At 37.2% G+C, this 18,468-nt stretch carries 12 protein-coding genes; 6 read left to right on the top strand and 6 right to left on the bottom strand.

The annotated features are described in order from the left end of the window. Window positions 1–40 precede the first annotated feature (40 nt). Window positions 41–1,087 carry an RNA polymerase factor sigma-32 gene (locus tag M900_RS06040; RefSeq protein WP_021274001.1) on the bottom strand — a complete coding sequence of 349 codons (1,047 nt, stop codon included), beginning with the start codon at window positions 1,085–1,087 and terminating at the stop codon, window positions 41–43. A 12-nt stretch (window positions 1,088–1,099) separates the two neighbouring features. Continuing rightward, entirely contained in the window at window positions 1,100–2,785 is a 1,686-nt protein-coding gene (locus M900_RS06035) for a hypothetical protein (RefSeq protein ID WP_021273968.1), read from the bottom strand. A 53-nt stretch (window positions 2,786–2,838) separates the two neighbouring features. Between M900_RS06035 and M900_RS06030 the strand changes: the two genes are divergently transcribed. Further along, a complete protein-coding gene (locus M900_RS06030) occupies window positions 2,839–4,236 on the top strand; it encodes a hypothetical protein (protein WP_157680564.1) in 1,398 nt (465 codons plus the stop codon). Here M900_RS06030 and M900_RS06025 read toward each other — a convergent pair. The 4 genes from M900_RS06025 to M900_RS06010 all read right to left on the bottom strand — a co-directional run bounded on the left by M900_RS06025 (window position 4,207) and on the right by M900_RS06010 (window position 10,839). Next, on the bottom strand, window positions 4,207–6,069 hold the full coding sequence (locus tag M900_RS06025) for a FecR domain-containing protein (protein ID WP_021274000.1): 1,863 nt from the start codon (window positions 6,067–6,069) through the stop codon (window positions 4,207–4,209). The genes M900_RS06030 and M900_RS06025 overlap by 30 nt on opposite strands. 68 nt (window positions 6,070–6,137) lie before the next feature. Continuing rightward, window positions 6,138–7,622: a SpoVR family protein gene (locus M900_RS06020; RefSeq protein ID WP_034731699.1), complete on the bottom strand. Its 1,485-nt coding sequence runs from the start codon at window positions 7,620–7,622 to the stop codon at window positions 6,138–6,140. 4 nt (window positions 7,623–7,626) lie between these two features. Next, window positions 7,627–8,745 carry a DUF444 family protein gene (locus tag M900_RS06015; RefSeq protein ID WP_021273997.1) on the bottom strand — a complete coding sequence of 373 codons (1,119 nt, stop codon included), beginning with the start codon at window positions 8,743–8,745 and terminating at the stop codon, window positions 7,627–7,629. A gap of 33 nt (window positions 8,746–8,778) precedes the next feature. Beyond that, a complete protein-coding gene (locus M900_RS06010) occupies window positions 8,779–10,839 on the bottom strand; it encodes a PrkA family serine protein kinase (RefSeq protein WP_021273959.1) in 2,061 nt (686 codons plus the stop codon). 222 nt (window positions 10,840–11,061) lie between these two features. On the opposite strand from M900_RS06010, the gene M900_RS06005 reads away from it, so the two are divergent. From M900_RS06005 to M900_RS05985, 5 genes are all read left to right on the top strand, one after another. After that, window positions 11,062–11,805: a Stp1/IreP family PP2C-type Ser/Thr phosphatase gene (locus M900_RS06005; RefSeq protein WP_021273964.1), complete on the top strand. Its 744-nt coding sequence runs from the start codon at window positions 11,062–11,064 to the stop codon at window positions 11,803–11,805. Between the two features lie 82 nt (window positions 11,806–11,887). Further along, window positions 11,888–13,009 (top strand): M23 family metallopeptidase, encoded by a 1,122-nt coding sequence (locus M900_RS17010; protein WP_157680562.1) that lies wholly within the window; start codon window positions 11,888–11,890, stop codon window positions 13,007–13,009. 13 nt (window positions 13,010–13,022) lie between these two features. Further along, a complete protein-coding gene (gene secA / locus M900_RS05995; RefSeq protein ID WP_021274003.1) occupies window positions 13,023–15,587 on the top strand; it encodes a preprotein translocase subunit SecA in 2,565 nt (854 codons plus the stop codon). A gap of 39 nt (window positions 15,588–15,626) precedes the next feature. After that, window positions 15,627–17,123, top strand: a complete 1,497-nt coding sequence (locus tag M900_RS05990) for a heavy metal-binding domain-containing protein (protein WP_021273980.1) — start codon at window positions 15,627–15,629, stop codon at window positions 17,121–17,123. Between the two features lie 7 nt (window positions 17,124–17,130). After that, entirely contained in the window at window positions 17,131–18,450 is a 1,320-nt protein-coding gene (locus M900_RS05985; protein ID WP_021273960.1) for a glycerol-3-phosphate dehydrogenase/oxidase, read from the top strand. Window positions 18,451–18,468: the final 18 nt, after the last annotated feature.

Genomic DNA, 18,468 nt, shown 5'->3' with positions numbered 1-18,468 from the left:
TTTTTCAAACCGAGAATGGGGCGATTTTTAATGATGCATATTATCTAATAATATCTGACATGTAAAGCTTTAAGTTATCAATAAGACGAGACTCAATTTGACGAATTCTCTCTCTTGAAACCCCGTAATCGTCCGCAATTGCTTGTAATGACGCAGGTGCTTCGGACAATAATCGTTTTTGGAAGATTTCACGATCTCTTTCTTTGAGCCCCTTAACAAAATCGTCTAAGTTATCTTGCAATAATTTCAAGCTTTGCTGGAATGAAATATCCTCAGTAAAGTCCTCTCCTGACGAGACAAAGTCTCCAATACTTTGTTTGGCCTCATCACCAACTGGGCGATCAAGAGATATCTCTCCCCCGCCTTCGCCAAGTCTCATATCCATCAAGGCCACTGCCTTTTCGGAAACATCAAGGTTTTCGGCTAGGACTTTGTGGTCTGGATCAATCCCTTGGTTCAATAATTTTTGTTTCTCTCTCATCAGGTTATAAAAAAGTTTCTTCTGTTCGTTTGTGGTTCCAATTTTTACAAGTCGGAAGTTATCAAGGATAAACTTCAAAATATAAGAACGAATCCACCAACTCGCATAGTAGCTAAGCTTAGCCCCTTTATCTGGGTCATAGAGAGAGACGGCCTTCATTAGACCAACATTCCCTTCTTGGATGAGGTCCATCACATTATTAAATGTATACTTGTATTCCATTGCAATCTTAACAACGAGCCTAAGGTTTGAAAGAACTAGTTTCTTAGCGATTTCAATATCGCCTGTTTCTTTTAGCGCTTTAGCGAGTGCGAGCTCTTGATCACGAGATAGAAGTTTATAACGTGAAATCTCTTTGAGGTATTGGTTGAGTTTATTAGTTGAAACATCTGTAATAGCAGGAAGTTTTTCACTGAGCACAGGAAGAATCATATCCTCATCAAGATCAACAAGATCAGGCTCTTCACCCTCAACTTCATCATGAAGCTCAGAGATAATGTTTTCGTAGTCGATATCAGCTTTTCTATCACTAGTGCCTGATTTTTTGAGATCAATATCTAATGATGGCAAAACTTCGACTTTTGGTGCCTTATCCTTTTTATTCATGTCTCTTATTTATCATTTATTCGGCTCTAAGGCCATAGAATCAATTCTCTTTGCGGCCTCAAACTGCTCATCGCGAGCAATTTCTTTTTGATTTGCCTCATCCATAACTCGCTTATTTTTCAAATAGATAAGGGCAAATGGGCTCACGTTCACATTTACGGGGATAGAAACAAGCTTTCGCTCCATTTTAAGATTCATATTTCTAAAGAAAAGAATTTGGTCCTTAATTTCATTAACGAGGAGATCAACGAGATCCCCATCAATGATATATGACTCAAATTCTTTTTTAATAAGCTTGAAGTCCTTAATAACGTATTGCTTTATTAAGTTGTCTAATTTTTCAAGCGCCTCTTTATCCTCATGATTTATTTCGCGATAGCCATGATAAATCCAAGCAAGATCAAGATCGAGTATATTAATATCAAAATTAAACGTGATCTTCCCTTTCATTGCAACAGACTTATCAAACTCTCCACTATTTAAATCGAGCTCTATGCGAGGTTTAAAATCTTCAGGATCAAGGAATAAATTGTGATCAACTACTTCAAGTTCTAATGGTTCTTCATACATCAGATTATTTTCAAGATGTTTAACTGTTCTCATCGCCCACCCATCCCAGAAGTGGTCTAGGCCAAATTTCATATACTCATCAAGTAGTTTTGCATCATCTGTCCAAACATTAAAGTCTGGAATTTTTGTAAGTAGTGCAATGAATTGCCCAAGCATACGGCTTCCCTCAAAACCACTATATTTTTGAATTATTTTGGTAATTTTTTGATCAACCTCAAATTCATCATCTTTTTTTATTTTTGAAATAGAATGACAGTAATTTGATTTTAAATCAGAAAGAATACTTTGATGACCAATTGATTTCACAAAATCCTCTTTAAACTTAGCGCTACTTTTTTCACGACAAATTAGACCATCACAATGAACTCTCGTCGTATCTTGACTCTCTGTAAGGAAACGAGAATTAAAATTTGCATCATCAGCTATTTTTAATCCTGACATTTGACGAATGATAAAAGCAGCAATGGAAGGATTTTGAATTAAAGGCATCAGTCCACGAAGGGCCTCAACTCTTTGTCCCCAAGAACATGCCATCTCGAAAAGACCTACTGTATAATAAAGCTCTTTGGCAATTTTCTCCTCACGAGATTGTTTTAAAACAACCTTAGGAGTGTAGAGCGGATTCCCCTCTAAAGATGGAAGGACATAAGAATTATTCTTGCGAAAATCTATAAATTTCTTTTTTATTCGGCGATGACTAATAACTGAAAGATTCGAAGAACAACTTCTTCTGATAAGATTTTCAACCATATTAAAATATTCGTTTTCATTCAAATCCAGTGCTCTTGAATACTTTTCGATGGCCGGAATGGTGTGATCAAAAATGATCTTCTGCAAAGTTGCGACGATAGATGTTTCGACACTATTTTGCTCAAAACTATTAGCATAGTATACTTTTGGCATCGTCTCACAAGAGTTTTTTAGATTCTCACCTTCCACATAGAAGATACGGTAATGGGCCATTTGATTGAGCCATTGTTTTTTCGACTTTGATACGACTTCAAGATGGTGAGAATTAATCAACTCAAAAATAAATGAGTTGTTAACTGCCATATTACTGTCCGTGCTCATCGCAAGCGATGAATATGCCAGAGCCATTACAATGAACATTTTAGTCAAGTATTCCATTACCTATCCTGTGATTCATTTAAGTTATCGGAATTTAACCCGAAATGTTTAATATGAAGAAGTTAATAATACTCATAGTATTTTCATTCAATTTGTACGCAAAAGTACTCAATGAGCTTAACCTTGATTGGTCGATCTATAACGACGTTGAGATTCAAGAATTAATGCAAACATTGGAGATAGAAAAGAAAAATGATTTTATTAAAGACCTTCAGGTCTCCAAGATCGCCCTACTAGGTGGAGATGCGAATGGTGCAATCAAACTTCTTTCGCAAATAGTAGAAAAGAATCAAAAGAACAAGCTAACTCTTCTAGCAAAAAGATATCTAGCAATAGCTTACTTCTCAACTGGAAATTTTCAAGAAACATCAAAGCTATTAAAAGATCCAAGATTTTCAGACACGGCCAATTTTCAAAAAATTTGTCTACTTAAAATTGCTTCTAGTCTTTATGGCCAATATACTGATGAATTAAAAGGCGATTTCTTTCGATGTAAAGCTCTTAACTTTGAGTACTCACTGAATGACTATGTTTGGCTTGATTATGTTGAAAATTTTAAGTCCCAGCAAGTGAAAGACTTTAAATACTACACGAATATTGTTCGTAGACTTGGTATTTATAACAAAGATGACCATCTAAGATCTTGGCTAAAATTTGGACTACTTCTTGGCAATGAAAAGTTTGTAGTTGATACGATAGATATGCTTCCAGAAAAAGCATTTCAAAACGATATTCTAAGGACTTTAATTGCCTACAACTTGTATCGAATTGATGACAAGGCACAAGCAAAGGACTTCATTGAGGATATCAATAACTCAAACGCTGCTTACTTAAAAGCGCTATTAAGTTCAAGAGACAATGACTATAAAACTTCATATGCTCATATTCTATCATCATTGAATCGTAGGCCATATAGTATCAATGCAAATCTCTTGTTAACTGCTAACAGCTGGATCACAGGGAATTACAAGAACGGAAGATTAGCATTATCAAAAGTAATTCCAGTGGCCCTCTATGAACGTGAAAAAAGATTATTGACGACATCATTTCTTGTTCAAGAGAAGAAGTTTCAACGAGCTTCCTTTGAAATAGAGAGGCTCTACTACGATTATAATAAGAAAATGCCATTTGAAGGCCTATTGCTTGAGAGCTATATCTACTTCAATGAAATGGATAATCGCTGGGTGCAAACTTCAGATACAGCTTGTATCCGTTATGATGGAGTTAACTGCTGGTTGCATTTTCAGTCACAGATCTGGAAGGATTACCATAAAGATATCAAAGATTTTAAAAAGAAAGATTTCAAGGTGACAACTTTTCTTGAAGATCTTACTCAGAAAAAATTATATCCAAAAATCCAAGAGTCCATCTTTATCAAGCAAAAAGACATTATTGAGCTTGATATCGTTGAGGACCCTTATCTAGAAGACATGGCCGAAAACGAATCTTAATCCATTTTCGTGAGAAGAGTTATTGGCAAAGAATCCAGATCCTGCAATGTCAGCATCTTCACCATTAATTAGTAGTCCAATCTTTAGTTGATTTTTCTGATTAATCCAGTATCCAAAATCAAGACCGAGTTCGAAGGCAAGACCATTTTTAACTCTTACAAGATCATCTTTCTTATAAAAGTTTGTACCAATCCCTGTATGAAGATTGAAGAATGCTTTCTTCCATTTAGCAAAAACATAGTCACCAGTTAGCATAAAAGTAGTGAGAGTTACACGAGCAAGGTCTTTGTCTGTGTTTGTAAGAGCGAAAATCTGCTGGTGAATATTAACCTCCGCACCAATAAAGAACCTTGATGTAATATATTTATCAACACCAAAACCAAAAGAATAAAGAGAAGAGCTTGTTCCCTTATAATCTCGTGCTCCTTTATAGTCCGCTCTTGTGAATGAGAAATCTACTTTAGGTCTATAATCACCATTCCCGGCCATTCTCCAGTCAACCCCTACTTCTTTTGAACCATCAAGGGCGAGATCTTCATTATCAAATGAATCAGATCGCTCACTGACTTTAAGATCGCGTGAGAAACTATGCCCGTAGAACAGAACAAGATCCTTCGTAAACTCTTCTCTTAGGGAATAAATTTTTACATCTTCTGCTTTCTTTTCTTTTTCAATGAATAACTCTTTACCCATGCTATCATTCATCGATTCTTTCAGTTGAACAAGACTTGCTATTTTTTGATTATGGGAATTCGGAATAACAAATCCATTTCTTGCATCAAGCTTCATCCCTCGTGGAGCGATATACTCACCAGTATCAACCTCAAGGCGTCCCACTTTATTTGGAACGAAGATCTGTCTATCTTCATCAAATTTTGCGTCAGCTTCAGGCGGGATATAAAGACCTGTCTCAGTATCAATTAGACCTCCGGCCTTAGGTGCATACTCTCCAGTCTTTTCGTTATAAAAACCTTCAGGTGGTGGGATCTGGTCTTCCTGCTTTACTGCAACAAATTTTTCTACCTCACCAACATTTTTAATAATTTTGGAGTCTCTAGCATCCTTATTCGTGAATGTATCATTAGCATACAACATACCAAGTTGAACTGGATTAATCTTAACTGGAAGAGAGACCTTATCGAGCTCAGTAGTTGTTCCAGAGAATTGTCCACCTTTAACAACAACCGCATCTGAAGCCTTTAAGGCCTCATTTAAATTGATAAGATTAGCAATCTTGTCATCTTGAGACTTAATAGGATTATTTTCCAATTGAAGTTTATTATCAGCATCTCTTTCAACAGAGACTGAATCAGCCTCAACTTCACTAGCTTGCAAGTGAGCTTCTTTCTCAATATTAACCATGGCCACTTCCCCTCTAAAAGTTAGAAGGTTTGTGATTTTATTCTCTGGGTTATAAATTGTTTGAAACTCTGTTCCTCGTACGCCAAGGGCCGCTGTACGAGTCTTGATATAGAATTTGTTTTTTTCTTTTTCCTCTGTTGGAATAACAGAAGTTCTAATCTTTCCCTTTAAAAGAGAAATCACACTTCCAGCTTCTTTTTGAACAAGATTTATAACAACTTTAGATTGTGGCCCAATTGAAATCTTAGAATCATCAATGAAAGTGATTTTCACAAAACTTCTAGGTCCCGTTACAACACTTGTATCTTCATAAAGCTCGTCTCCAGTTTTAACTTTATTAGCAATCAAAGCCCCAGGGATAAGTTTTGTAACATTACCTTTTACAATTTCGACAGTTGCAATTGATGAGCGAGAAAATGCATATGAATTTAGAAATAAACATATGCAAAAAATGATATTTTTGAGAGACATTTATAAAGCCTTTAATCTGAGTTATTTTAATATAATTTTGACTCAAATTAAAGGCATGGTCAATGGTTTTACTCTTTTAATTCTTTTAACTCTTTTCCGTCATGAATATAGAAAACACTCTTTTCTTCAATGATTGTAGATATAACAACCGGACGTTTCCAAATCTTATATAGATTGTTCATCGTATCCTTTGCGAAGTTAATATCGAGGTCAACTCCTTGATGAACATGCTTTAAAAGAAGTTCTCCTCTGTTTTTAAAGTTGGCAGATTCAACCTCAATGATTGGATTACCAAAATTTGTAAGCTGCTGTAGGAGTTTCCCTTTAATTTCTTTAAAGTCGCGAGAATCAATCTCATTTCTTCCTGTACGTGGATTAAACTTATAAGTGAATAGTTGCATGCGATCACAGAACTCTTCAGTGAAGAATTCATCTATGAAAGTAATATCATTGTGAGACTTACGTACCTCAAAGATCTTCTCACGTCCCATATTTGTTTCACGGTTCCAATTTGATTTCGTCTGAAGGTCATCGCACTCCATATAGTCCTTACCAAATTTCCCCGTATCCCAGCGGTATTCGATATCTCTAAAGAGTTCTATTCCGATTTTATATGGGTTTATTGACTTCTGACTCATGGCCATAACACCAGAGTGGATGTCTGCAAAATCAACGATCTCAGAAGAGCGAAGCGCTTTTTGAGTTAGGATTTTAGAGTGCCAGTAACTTGCCCACCCTTCATTCATAATTTTCGTCATTCGTTGTGGCAGAAAATAATATGCCTCTTCTCTAAGGATTCCAAGAATATCTGATTGCCATTCCTCAATTGGAGCATAGTCCATCAGGAACTTCATAATATCGCGAGTTCCTTTTACCTTTTCATCGATTTTATCCAGAGGAGTATCTTCTTTAGGCTTCGCCAATTCTTTTGGTTTTCCACCAATTTTAGAATTCATAAAAGACTTAAGAACAGATGAGCGATCATCTGGCATCACGAAATCTTCATCAAAAACCGTCTTAGCAGCAAAGTCTGCCGTGCGGTATAATTCATTCACATCAAGGAGATTCTCAAAAGAGAGAACAATATCAATGAATGCCTCAACCTTATCGTGACCATACTTTTCCATGTAACGTCTAATCTTTGTTCCATGGTTGGCCATCACATCCATCATCTTCTTATTGGTAGAAGCAAACCACGCATTATTCTTAAAGAAATCAGCGTGTCCATAAACGTGGGCCATAACAAGCTTTTGATCAACATAACGATTACTACTTAATAGATATGCATAACAAGGATCTGTATTGATCACAAGCTCATAAATTTTTTGAAAACCGTATGTATTACCTTTAGAGAGTTGGTCGTACTCCATTCCAAAGCGCCAATGTGGATATCTTGTCGGAAAACCGCCATTTGCAGCCAAAATACAAACAGTATCGTAATTACAAACTTCGAAAACAACAGGATAGAAATCAAGTCCATACGCAGTTGCGTAACCGTAAATCTCATCGCGTAATTCGAGAAGTTCTCCAGTTAGTGGTTTTGTTCTCTCCATCATATTATTTTCCCTTTCCAAGAAAGTCTTTGATCGATTCTAAGATGTGTTCCTTACTCTTAATTTTACTTAAGATAACATCTTCATGGTTTTCACCAAAAACAGCTGCGAGGTCTTTATAAAACTGCCCTGAACCATAGCGTGACTCGACTTGTCCGTAGCAAAACACATTAGAATTTGGAATAATGTCTTCTTTTAAAATATCAAGACAAAGCTTTGTATCTTCAGTTGACCAGTTATCACCATCAGAAAAATGAAATGGATAAATATTCCACTCAGCAGAGTTGTAGTCATTTTGAATAATTTCACGACATACTTTTAATGCAGATGAAATTAGTGTCCCACCGCTTTCTCGTGTTCTAAAAAATGTCTCTTCATCAACTTCTTTCGCTGTGGCGTCGTGAATGATATAGCGAATTTCAATATCTTTATACTGCGACTTTAGCCATAGATTGATCCAGAAAGATTCTGTTCTAACGATTTCTTTTTGTTCATCACCCATCGAACCTGAAACATCCATCATATAAATAACAACGGCGGAATTTTCAAATTCAATCTTAGTATCAGAGGAGCGATATCTCATATCACTTTTAATTGGAATAATGACAGGATTCTTTGGATCATATGTCCCCATTGCTACTTGACGCTTTAGCGCTTCTTTATAAGAACGCTTATAGTGCTTAAGAGCATCTGGTCCAACTGTACCGATACTTGTGTAGCGATCGACAGTTGACTGCATATTCTTTTTACCTTTCGGCTCAATTTTAGGTAGCGCTAACTCTTCGCCAAGAATACTTGCAAGCTCGTCAAGAGACATTTCAACTTCAAGCTCCTTCGCTCCTTCATCTTGACCAGCTTCTTGCCCTTGACCCGGTTGTCCTTCTCCTGGTTGTCCATCAACTGGATCTCCAGGTTGTCCATCACCTTGTCCTGAACCACCTTGGCTCTTGTCACCAAATTTAAATCTTGGCGTGTTAATTGATGGCATTGGAACTTTAAATTGCCCATTCCCTTTAGGAATAGGCATTTCTCCGCGAGAAACATATTTCTTCAGATTGTCTCTGATTTTACCTTTGATAATTTTACGAAATCTTGCATGATCTCGTTTAATTGGATGATCCACTCACGCCTCCAAGCTTAGTGGGAGCGCAAAGTCCTAAGACTTAGCGCTATCTCCTTTTGCAAAAATACTAGCAACATAATTAAGAGCATCTGTCGCAGATATCTCACAGTAACCATAATTCTTGATTAGACGTGACTTGATGATATCGATCTTCTCTTGTGTCTCCTTATCAACAACGTTTGAAATAATTGTTGTAAGTTTGATTGCATCTTTTTGATCCTCAAAAAGCTTTAATTCAAGTGCACGGTGAAGTCTTTCATTCATCTTATAATCAAATTGCTTACCTTCAATTGCAAGCGCTCCAATATAGTTCATGATTTCACGTCTAAAGTCATCTTTACGAGATTCTGCAATATCGATTTTCTCTTCGATACTTCTCATAAATCTCTCATCTGATTCTTCTAGCTTGCCAGTGTACTTATTTCTAACTTTTTCTTTTTGAGTATAAGCCTTAACGTTATCGATGTAGTTAGCACAGAGAGTTTCAATTGCTGTTTCATCAAGTGAAATTGCCTTTTGAACATCATTTTTAACAATGTCAGTATACTCTTCTCTAACGATTGCTAATAATTCTCTAAACTTTTCACCTTGCTCAGAAGAATTGATTAATGAGTGATGCTTAAGACCTGACTCAAGTTCATTAAAGATCATAAATGGATTTAAAGATCCAGTGTGACCATGCTTAACAAGAGCATTAGAAATCTTATCTTGAATATAACGTGGAGAAATTCCTTCAAGTCCTTCTCTCACCGCTTCTTTTCTAAGTTCTTTAACATTATCTTCATTATAACCAAGCAATGTTTTACCGTTATATAATTTCATTTTTTGAAGAAGTGTTAAATCAGCTTTCTTCGGCTCTTCAAGGCGAGTCAGTACCGCCCACATTGCAGCCATTTCAAGCGTGTGAGGAGCTACGTGAACGTGTGGAATTTTTTCGTTATTAAAATCTCTTTGATAAATTTTCACTTCATTATCTAGCCTAGTGATATATGGAACATCGATTTTAACAGTTCTATCTCTTAAAGCTTCCATGAATTCATTATTTTGAAGCTTTCTAAATTCTGGCTCGTTAGTGTGACCAAGAATAACAAGGTCTATATCTGTTTGCGCGAATTTTTTCGGCTTAATTGATTGTTCCTGTGAAGCACCAAGTAGGTCATAAAGAAAAGCAACATCTAACTTTAACATCTCGATAAATTCAATAATACCTCTATTTGCAATATTAAACTCACCATCGAAGTTAAACGCTCTAGGATCAGAATCTGAACCATATTGAGCAATCTTTCTGTAGTTGATATCTCCTGTTAACTCTGTTGAGTCTTGGTTCTTCTCATCTTTTGGCTGGAATGTACCAATACCTAATCTATCTTTCTCACTTAGAATAAGACGATTAACACGTACATGATTCTCAACAACTTTATTAAAATCACCGTTATATTTTTTCATATATTCGTTAAGAATATATCTATCGGCCGGACATACTTCGCCTTTTATTTTTACTTTGTCTTCAGACTTTAAGCCCTTATTAATTTGTTCCAAGAAAGTTTTTCTAATTTCAACAGGAATAAGCTTTAATGGATCTTCATGCATTGGTGATGGAAAGTTTTTCTGTCCGCCAAGAATGTCGCTCTCTTCAGCATCATACCATTCGAATGTATATATAGCTCCATCGTCAGTTCTTGAATAATGCTCAAGGCCTTTCTTTAAATTTCTTGCAATAGATGACTTTGCAGAACCAACTGGACCGTGAAGTAAAAGAACCCTTTTCTCTGTTCCATAGCCAAGGGCCGCAGCTTTAAAGAAGTTCACAAGTTTCATTAAATGAACATCAATTCCAAAGACAGCATCTTTTCCATTATTATTTGGATCATCAAAAAAGTGATAACGAGTAATTTCTTTCTTGTATTCGTTATACGTACTTGTCCCGTATGACATAATCATATCGTGGATTCTTTGAAAGGCATTTCTAGCAATTTTAGGATTCTCAGAAACAAGATTAACATAATCTTGAAACGAGCCAGACCAGTTTAGATGAGCAAAATCTTGTACTTTATAATGCTCACTTACGAATTCTTTTACATTTAATTTACTCATGAAGCTCTCCCGTCCTTGAGTGGTTCATTAATACTATTTAATTATACACTCTTGTGGGGATAAACAAAGTAAAACCATAAAAAAATTGCATATAATTAACAAATTACATAGAGACAAAAAGACACCATTTTGTTCAGGTACTTTTTTTGCCCCAATTTGACAAAAATTTCACACCTTTAGAAAATATAACCAATATATTCAAATACACAGATGGAGAATATTTTGGAATTTATAGCTGCAGGGATTAGCGATATCGGAAGAAAAAGAGATACAAATCAAGACTCGATTTATCTAAATAACTCGGACCATGTCTATATTGTAGCAGACGGAATGGGAGGACACTCTGGAGGAGAACTCGCATCAACAATGGCCATCAAACATATGTCAGAGTATCTCAAATCAGTAGATCTTAAAAATGCACGCGACAAGCACATGAAAGATGCAATCTTATATGCTAATAACAACATTAAAAGATTTGCTGACAATGACGAAACTTTAAGAGGAATGGGAACAACTGTGGTTGCGATGATTTTCGGTGACGACAATGTAACTATTGGTAACGTTGGAGACTCTCGCGCCTACTTGATTAGTCGTGAAAATATCTTTCAACTCTCTAAAGATCACTCACTAGTTCAAGAAAAAATGAACATGGGTCTTTATACTAGACAACAAGCATTAGAAGACCCTCATAAGAATATTCTTTCGCGCACAGTCGGCTTTGAAGAAAATGTAAAAATTGACGTCTTCAATTATAAATTGAAAAAAGGCGACTTCTTTCTTATCTGTTCTGACGGTTTACACGGAAAAGTATCAGATGAAGATATCATCTATATGATTAAAAAAGACCTAATCGGTAAAAAACTGAGCTTCACAAAAATAAGAGACTGCGTCCAAAGACTAGTGCGACAGGCCAATGAAAATGGTGGTCAAGACAATATCTCGGTCATCATCGCTGCTGCGCAATAGTATTTTTGTCTTTTTCAAGTTGCAAACACCTAATAAGAAAACTAAAATGCTTTCATAATTAGTTGTTTACGAGGTCACGGATTTGAGTCGTTTTTACACAATCATGGTAATTCCCGAAAAGGAAAAAGGTGTTAAGTCCTTTAGGGTTCCACGAATAATATTCAATAGTTTTATTTTCTTCATCTTGGTTGTTGTGGCGATAATCGGTATCCTAAGTTACGACTATGTGAAGATTCTTAGACAAGTTTACGAAAACAGACACCTTTCGATCGAAAATAGACAACTCAAAGAACAGATTCAGCTCTTCAATATGAAACTCAACACTCTCACTGATGATATTGAGAGAGTTCAACAATTTGAAAAGAAATTGAGGGTCATTACTGGCTTTAAAGACGTTAACCAAACGAAGCCTTTAAAGTTTAACCCTGGTATTGAGGCCAAAGATCTCGACCACGACCACTCTCATGGCGGCAAATCACCAAGTGAACGTTCTCCGGACTCAATCTCCCTTCCTACGGAAGAGGATGACCTTATTTCTGAGGTAAAAAAAACAGTCGAAGAAGTTAGCTCTGTCGAAAAGTTTCAAGACATCAAAGATTTATACGAACGTAAAATAGCGACCAACTTTGGTCTTCTTACTGGTTATAGTTATACTAAAGAGTGGAACGAATTAATTAAGCAGAGTTTTAAACTCGCTATCAGTTTTGCTTATTTCGATTATCGCTTTACCATTATGAGACAGATTGCTGGCGCCTTAGAAAATAGGATTAACGGCCTTGATCAATACCTCTTAGATAAAGATTCATTTTTAAAGTCCACGCCGACGCTACTGCCGTCATATGGTTGGATTACGTCTTACTACGGCCCACGTGTCAGTCACTACTCAGATAGAGTGAAGATGCACGAAGGACTTGATGTTGGAGCCCCTGTTGGAACAGATATTCTCGCCCCTGCAGATGGAATCGTTAAAACATCGAGTAAGACTCCTGGTTTTGGTTACTATATCGAAATCGACCATGGATATGGACTAGAAACACTATACGCTCACAACTCGCAGCTTCTTGTCAAAAAAGGACAAAGAGTTAAAAGAGGTGATTTAATTGGAAAGACAGGAAACACAGGTCTTTCAACAGGTCCTCACCTTCACTATGAAGTTCGCGTTAACGGAACGCCAGTGGATCCTCTTTACTACATTTTAGATTAGATTAGGAGAAAATATGCTAAACCCAATGAAGGCTTTATTTGGCACAAAACATGATAGGGATATCAAAAAAATGCAACCACTCGTTCAAAAGATCAATTCTCTTGAACCAGAGATGGAAAAACTAAGCGATGAAGAACTAAAAGCTCAAACACCAAAACTAAAAAAAATGCTAGCAGATGGTGCAAAAGTCAGAGATATACTTCCTGAAGCTTTCGCAACAGTAAGAGAAGCATCAAAAAGAGCAATGGGAATGAGACACTACGATGTACAGATCATCGGTGGTATCGTTCTTTTTGAAGGTAAAATTGCAGAAATGAAGACAGGGGAAGGTAAAACCCTAACTGCGACTCTTGCTCTGTACCTTAAGGCCCTTGAGGGGAAAGGTGCTCACCTTGTAACAGTTAACGACTACCTTGCAAGTCGTGATGCGGAAGAAATGGGTGTACTCTACAACTGGTTAGGAATGACTGTTGGTTGTATTGTTTCAGACATGAGTGACGAAGATAGAAAAGCCGCTTACCAATCAGATATTACTTACGGAACAAATAACGAATTCGCATTCGATTATCTAAGAGACAATATGAAATTCTCTCTTGATGACTATGTTCAAAGAGATTTCCATTTTTGTATTGTAGATGAGGTTGACTCGATTTTAATTGATGAAGCGAGAACTCCCCTACTAATCTCAGGACCAAGTGAAGGTGACTCTAAACTATATCACGTAGCAAATGGAGTGATCCCAAAACTACAAGTAGAAAAGCACTTCACAATTGATGAAAAATCAAAATCTGCAATCTTTACAGAAGAAGGTATTTTAAAAGTTCAAGAAATGATGAAAGTAGATAACCTCTACGATATTCAAAATTCAGAACTTCTTCACCACTTAAACCAGGCGCTACGTGCTCACAACCTATTTAAACTTGACGTTGATTACGTTATTAAAGAAGGTGAAGTAATTATCGTTGACGAGTTCACTGGTCGATTAAAAACTGGTTCTCGTTGGTCTGATGGTCTACACCAAGCAATCGAAGCAAAAGAAGGCGTTGAACTAAAAAGTGAAAACCAAACTCTAGCTTCAATTACATTTCAAAATTACTTTAAAATGTATGAAACGCTTTCAGGGATGACTGGTACTGCCGATACTGAAGCAGAAGAATTTCAAAAGATCTACAGCCTTGATGTTGTGGTAATCCCAACGAACCTACCGATTGCAAGAATTGACGATGCAGATGTTATCTACAAAAACACAGCTGCGAAGCACAGAGCAATCGTGAAACTTATCAAAGAACTGCACGCTAAAGGTCAGCCTGTTCTTGTTGGTACCATTTCAATTGACAGCTCAATGCACTTATCTGAAGAGCTTACAGCTGCAGGTATTGCACACAACGTACTAAATGCTAAGCAACACGGAAGAGAAGCCGAAATTATTAAGAATGCTGGTACAAAAGGTGCAATCACAATTGCAACGAATATGGCCGGTCGTGGTACAGATATTAAAATCAATGACGAGGTCAAGGCCCTAGGTGGTCTATTTATTCTTGGAACAGAAAGACACGAGTCTCGTCGTATCGATAACCAACTAAGAGGTCGTTCAGGTCGTCAAGGTGACCCTGGTCGTTCAAAATTCTTCCTATCTCTCGAAGATGATCTTATGAGAATTTTTGGAAGTGATAGAATTTCAAAAGTTATGGGAACTCTTGGAATGGAAGAAGATGAGCCAATCGAGCACAAGATGATCTCTAACGCCATCGCAAAAGCACAGAAAAAAGTTGAAACTCACAACTTTGAAATTAGAAAGCACCTTCTTGAATTTGACAACGTAATGAACGAGCAAAGACGAGTCATCTATAGAATCAGAAAAGATATTCTATCAGACATGGACAATATGGGATTTGTTAAAGAAATGACAGAAGACGTTGCTTCTCACCTAATCGATACATATAGAACTGAAAAGAAAGTACCTCTTGAAAACTGGCCATGGGATGAAATGGCAAATGGTTTCAAAACAACTTTCAACACTGATTACGAAATATCTGCCCTTGAGTGCTCTCAAAAATACGAAGGTGACCTCGATAAATATTTCGCAAATACTGCAATCGAAATTCTTGAAAAGAAACTTTCTGCTTATGAAGAAAAGCAAGTTACTCTTGCTCTAAGAGAAATTCTTCTCACTACTTTTGATGGGCACTGGAAAGATCACCTACTTTCAATGGACCATATGAAAGAAGGTATCAACCTTAAAGCATATGCTCAAAAAGACCCTCTAACTGAATACAAGAGAGAAGCTTTCAGACTATTTGAAGAAATCAGAGTTGAAGTTAAAAAGAGTGTTGTAAGAAATATGTTCTCAGTAAGACTTTATACTGAAGAAGAAATTGCAGAGCTTAGAAGAAAGCACGAAGAAGAGCTTCAAAAGCAACTTGATGCTTACAGAGCAATGCAAGAAGCTGAAGAAAAACAAGCAGAAGCAGAAGCAAGAAGAGCGATTCCACTTCAAAGAGGACAAGTAAAAGTTGGAAGAAATGACGACTGTCCATGTGGATCAGGAAAGAAATTTAAACATTGTCACGGGGCTTAACTAGCCCCCTCACATTTAAACGCCAAGGATGGCAAGCATATGAGCAAAAAGTCTAACAAGGAAGATTTAACAAGGATCGAAGACCTCTCGGAATTTCTACACCAAGAGGATCCTGAGACCGATTCTCTCTTTGACGATGAACCACCACCAATTGAGACAATAGGTGCTCCGCTTGCCAATCTCGACGATCTTGAAGACGATGAAGACTCAGAGGACTTCAATAATTTTCAAGAATTCAATCCTAATTTAAGCAGTAATGAATCTGAAGATAATAATTTCACTGATAACTCAGATGAAGAAAATTTGGCATTCCCAGATATTCCAAGTGAATCGGATGAAGACGTAGAAGATGCCACAATGTCTTTTCAAAATTCTGAGTTCCCAGAGTTTCCTTCCGACGATAATAATGAGCTAGATGAGCTAGGTGAGCCAGAAGATGATACAGAAGACTCATTTGAAATGTCTTCAGAGTCAGACTCCGAAGAAAATGAATTCTCTAGCGAGTTTGATGATAGCGCCTACCCAGACTACGAAGAAAGTCCTGAAGAACAGACAGAAGAGCTTAGTGACGGCTTTGAATTAAGCGAAGACAATACAGAAGAAGACTTTGAAGATAATACGGGCGATGAATTTTCTGCAGAGGACGAGGAAGACTACGAAGAGCAAGACCTCGCATATGAATCAGTGCAAGATGAGGACAGTTTTACAGACTCCCCAGCGGCCGTACAAGTTATTCACGAAGAAACACCTTCATACTCATCATCTTCAGACTCAGCACCACGAGAAGATTTTAAAGATGTTAAAGAATTTGCAAAAAATATCTCATACGGTAGCGTGCAAGTCGGTGGAAATCCCGCTTTCTCAATTCTTTTAAAAGATCTGTTAAGCGAAGACGTCCACGATTCAATCCTAGCAATCCTCAATGAGCATGGCCTTCTTGGCGACAATGAATCTATTTACAAACAATCAATGATGCTGGGGAACCTCCTGATTGCCCAAATTTCAGAATATAGTGCAATCTACTTGGCCTCCAAGCTCAGAAAATACTGTGTCGATATCCAAGTTGGGCTATCAGAAGATATCCACCCTAGTCGCTCTTACGAGAATGAGAACAAAGGCCTAGTAACCAAGAGAAGTATCTTTCAAAACAAAGATAAGAAATATAAAAAAGCACAACATAAATTTTCTATTGAAGACCTACTTGTTTCCAAGCAGCATCAAATAGCTGGAACAACAATTGTCGAACATATTGGAGTCATCACGACTTCTCGCCTTGTTTCGCTTGGGGACCTAAGTGAACAAACCACTCAATTCGATGGCAACGGCGACGTCAGTGAATTCAAAATTTCTTCCACAGAAATTTATGACCTCATGATAAAAACACTCAAAGATCAGGCCTTTGAAAAAGGCGCCAACGCAATTATCTCTATTGGGCACACTCTCACTCCAGTACTTAATCATCAAGAAGAAGACGGGGACTCCCTCTATCAACTTCAATGTTCAGGTGATGCAGTGATTATCGAAAAAAATGGATAACAAAAACATGATTAATTCACAAAATCAAATTAAAGATCACTATGATTGTCTTATCATTGGTGGTGGAATTGTCGGTGCAGGTATTTATAGGGACCTAAGTCTCAACGGAGTTTCAACACTTCTCATCGATAAAAAGGACTTCTCCTCACAGACAAGTTCAAAGAGTTCTAAAATGCTACATGGAGGCATTCGCTACCTCGAAAACATGGACTTCGATCTAGTTTTTGAAGCCCTTCACGAAAAAAACCTATGGCTAAGAATTGCTCCACATCTATGCTTTGAATCTCCTTTCTATTTGCCAATCTTCAGCGACTCACTAAGGCCAAAATGGATGATTAGATGTGGCCTCTTCCTTTATGACCTACTCTCTAGTTTTCACAACAAGCCTTTTTTTATGACCAACAAGGATCAAACAGTTAAGGCACTCCCAGACATAAGAAGTAATGGACTAATAGGCGCCGGCGTCTACCACGACGCTATCGTCGATGATGCTCGCCTAACTATCGAAGTTATTGCAGACGGGTCACTTAATAGTGATTGCGATGCCATTAATCACACTTCCTTAAAAAGCTTCAGATTCAATGGTAACACCGTCACTGCGACAATCATCGACGAACTAAGCAATACAGAGAAAACAGTAACGGCAAATGAAATTGTCTTTGCAACAGGCCCATTTACAGACGAACTTCTTATTGATCATCCTGATTTCAAATGGAGTCGCAAGCTTCTCCCTTCAAAAGGAAGTCATCTCTGGCTAAAGAAGGACTCAGTCAACATTAGCTCTCCACTAGTATTAACACCCAAGGATGGCAGAGTAATTTTTGTCATCCCGCAAAGAAATCACATTCTAATTGGGACAACAGAAGTTGAATACAACGGAAACAAGTTTGATATGCAAGTAAGCGATGAAGAAGTTGATTATCTACTTGCGAACTTAAATGAGTACTTCCCTAACGCAAAAGTAAATCACGAACATGTTGTAGGCAAATTCGCAGGACTTAGACCTCTTGTTAAAGAAGATGATACAAATGATAGGGCCAAGACAGCACGAAATCATAAGTATTATCAACCAAAGCATAATATGCATGTGATCCTAGGTGGAAAATATACGACTTTTAGAGTCATGGCAAAAGAAGTTGCAAGCGTCATCTGTAAGAAGCTAAATACAAAGTACAATTCAACTCTTTCGATGTCTCCTTTTAGATACAAGTCAGGAATTAGAACTTTTTCAGATCAAGAGCTGACTGAGGAAATCATCAATGCAATCAAAACTTATGAGCACGTGCGGTGTCCCGAAGACTTAAGAAGAAGGACCAGTCTCCCTTAACTGCCCCCTCGCAGTGGT

It is taken from the genome of Bacteriovorax sp. Seq25_V, assembly GCF_000447795.1.
Classification (GTDB): Bacteria; Bdellovibrionota; Bacteriovoracia; order Bacteriovoracales; family Bacteriovoracaceae; genus Halobacteriovorax_A.
This window is presented reverse-complemented; position numbering and strand designations above follow the sequence as displayed.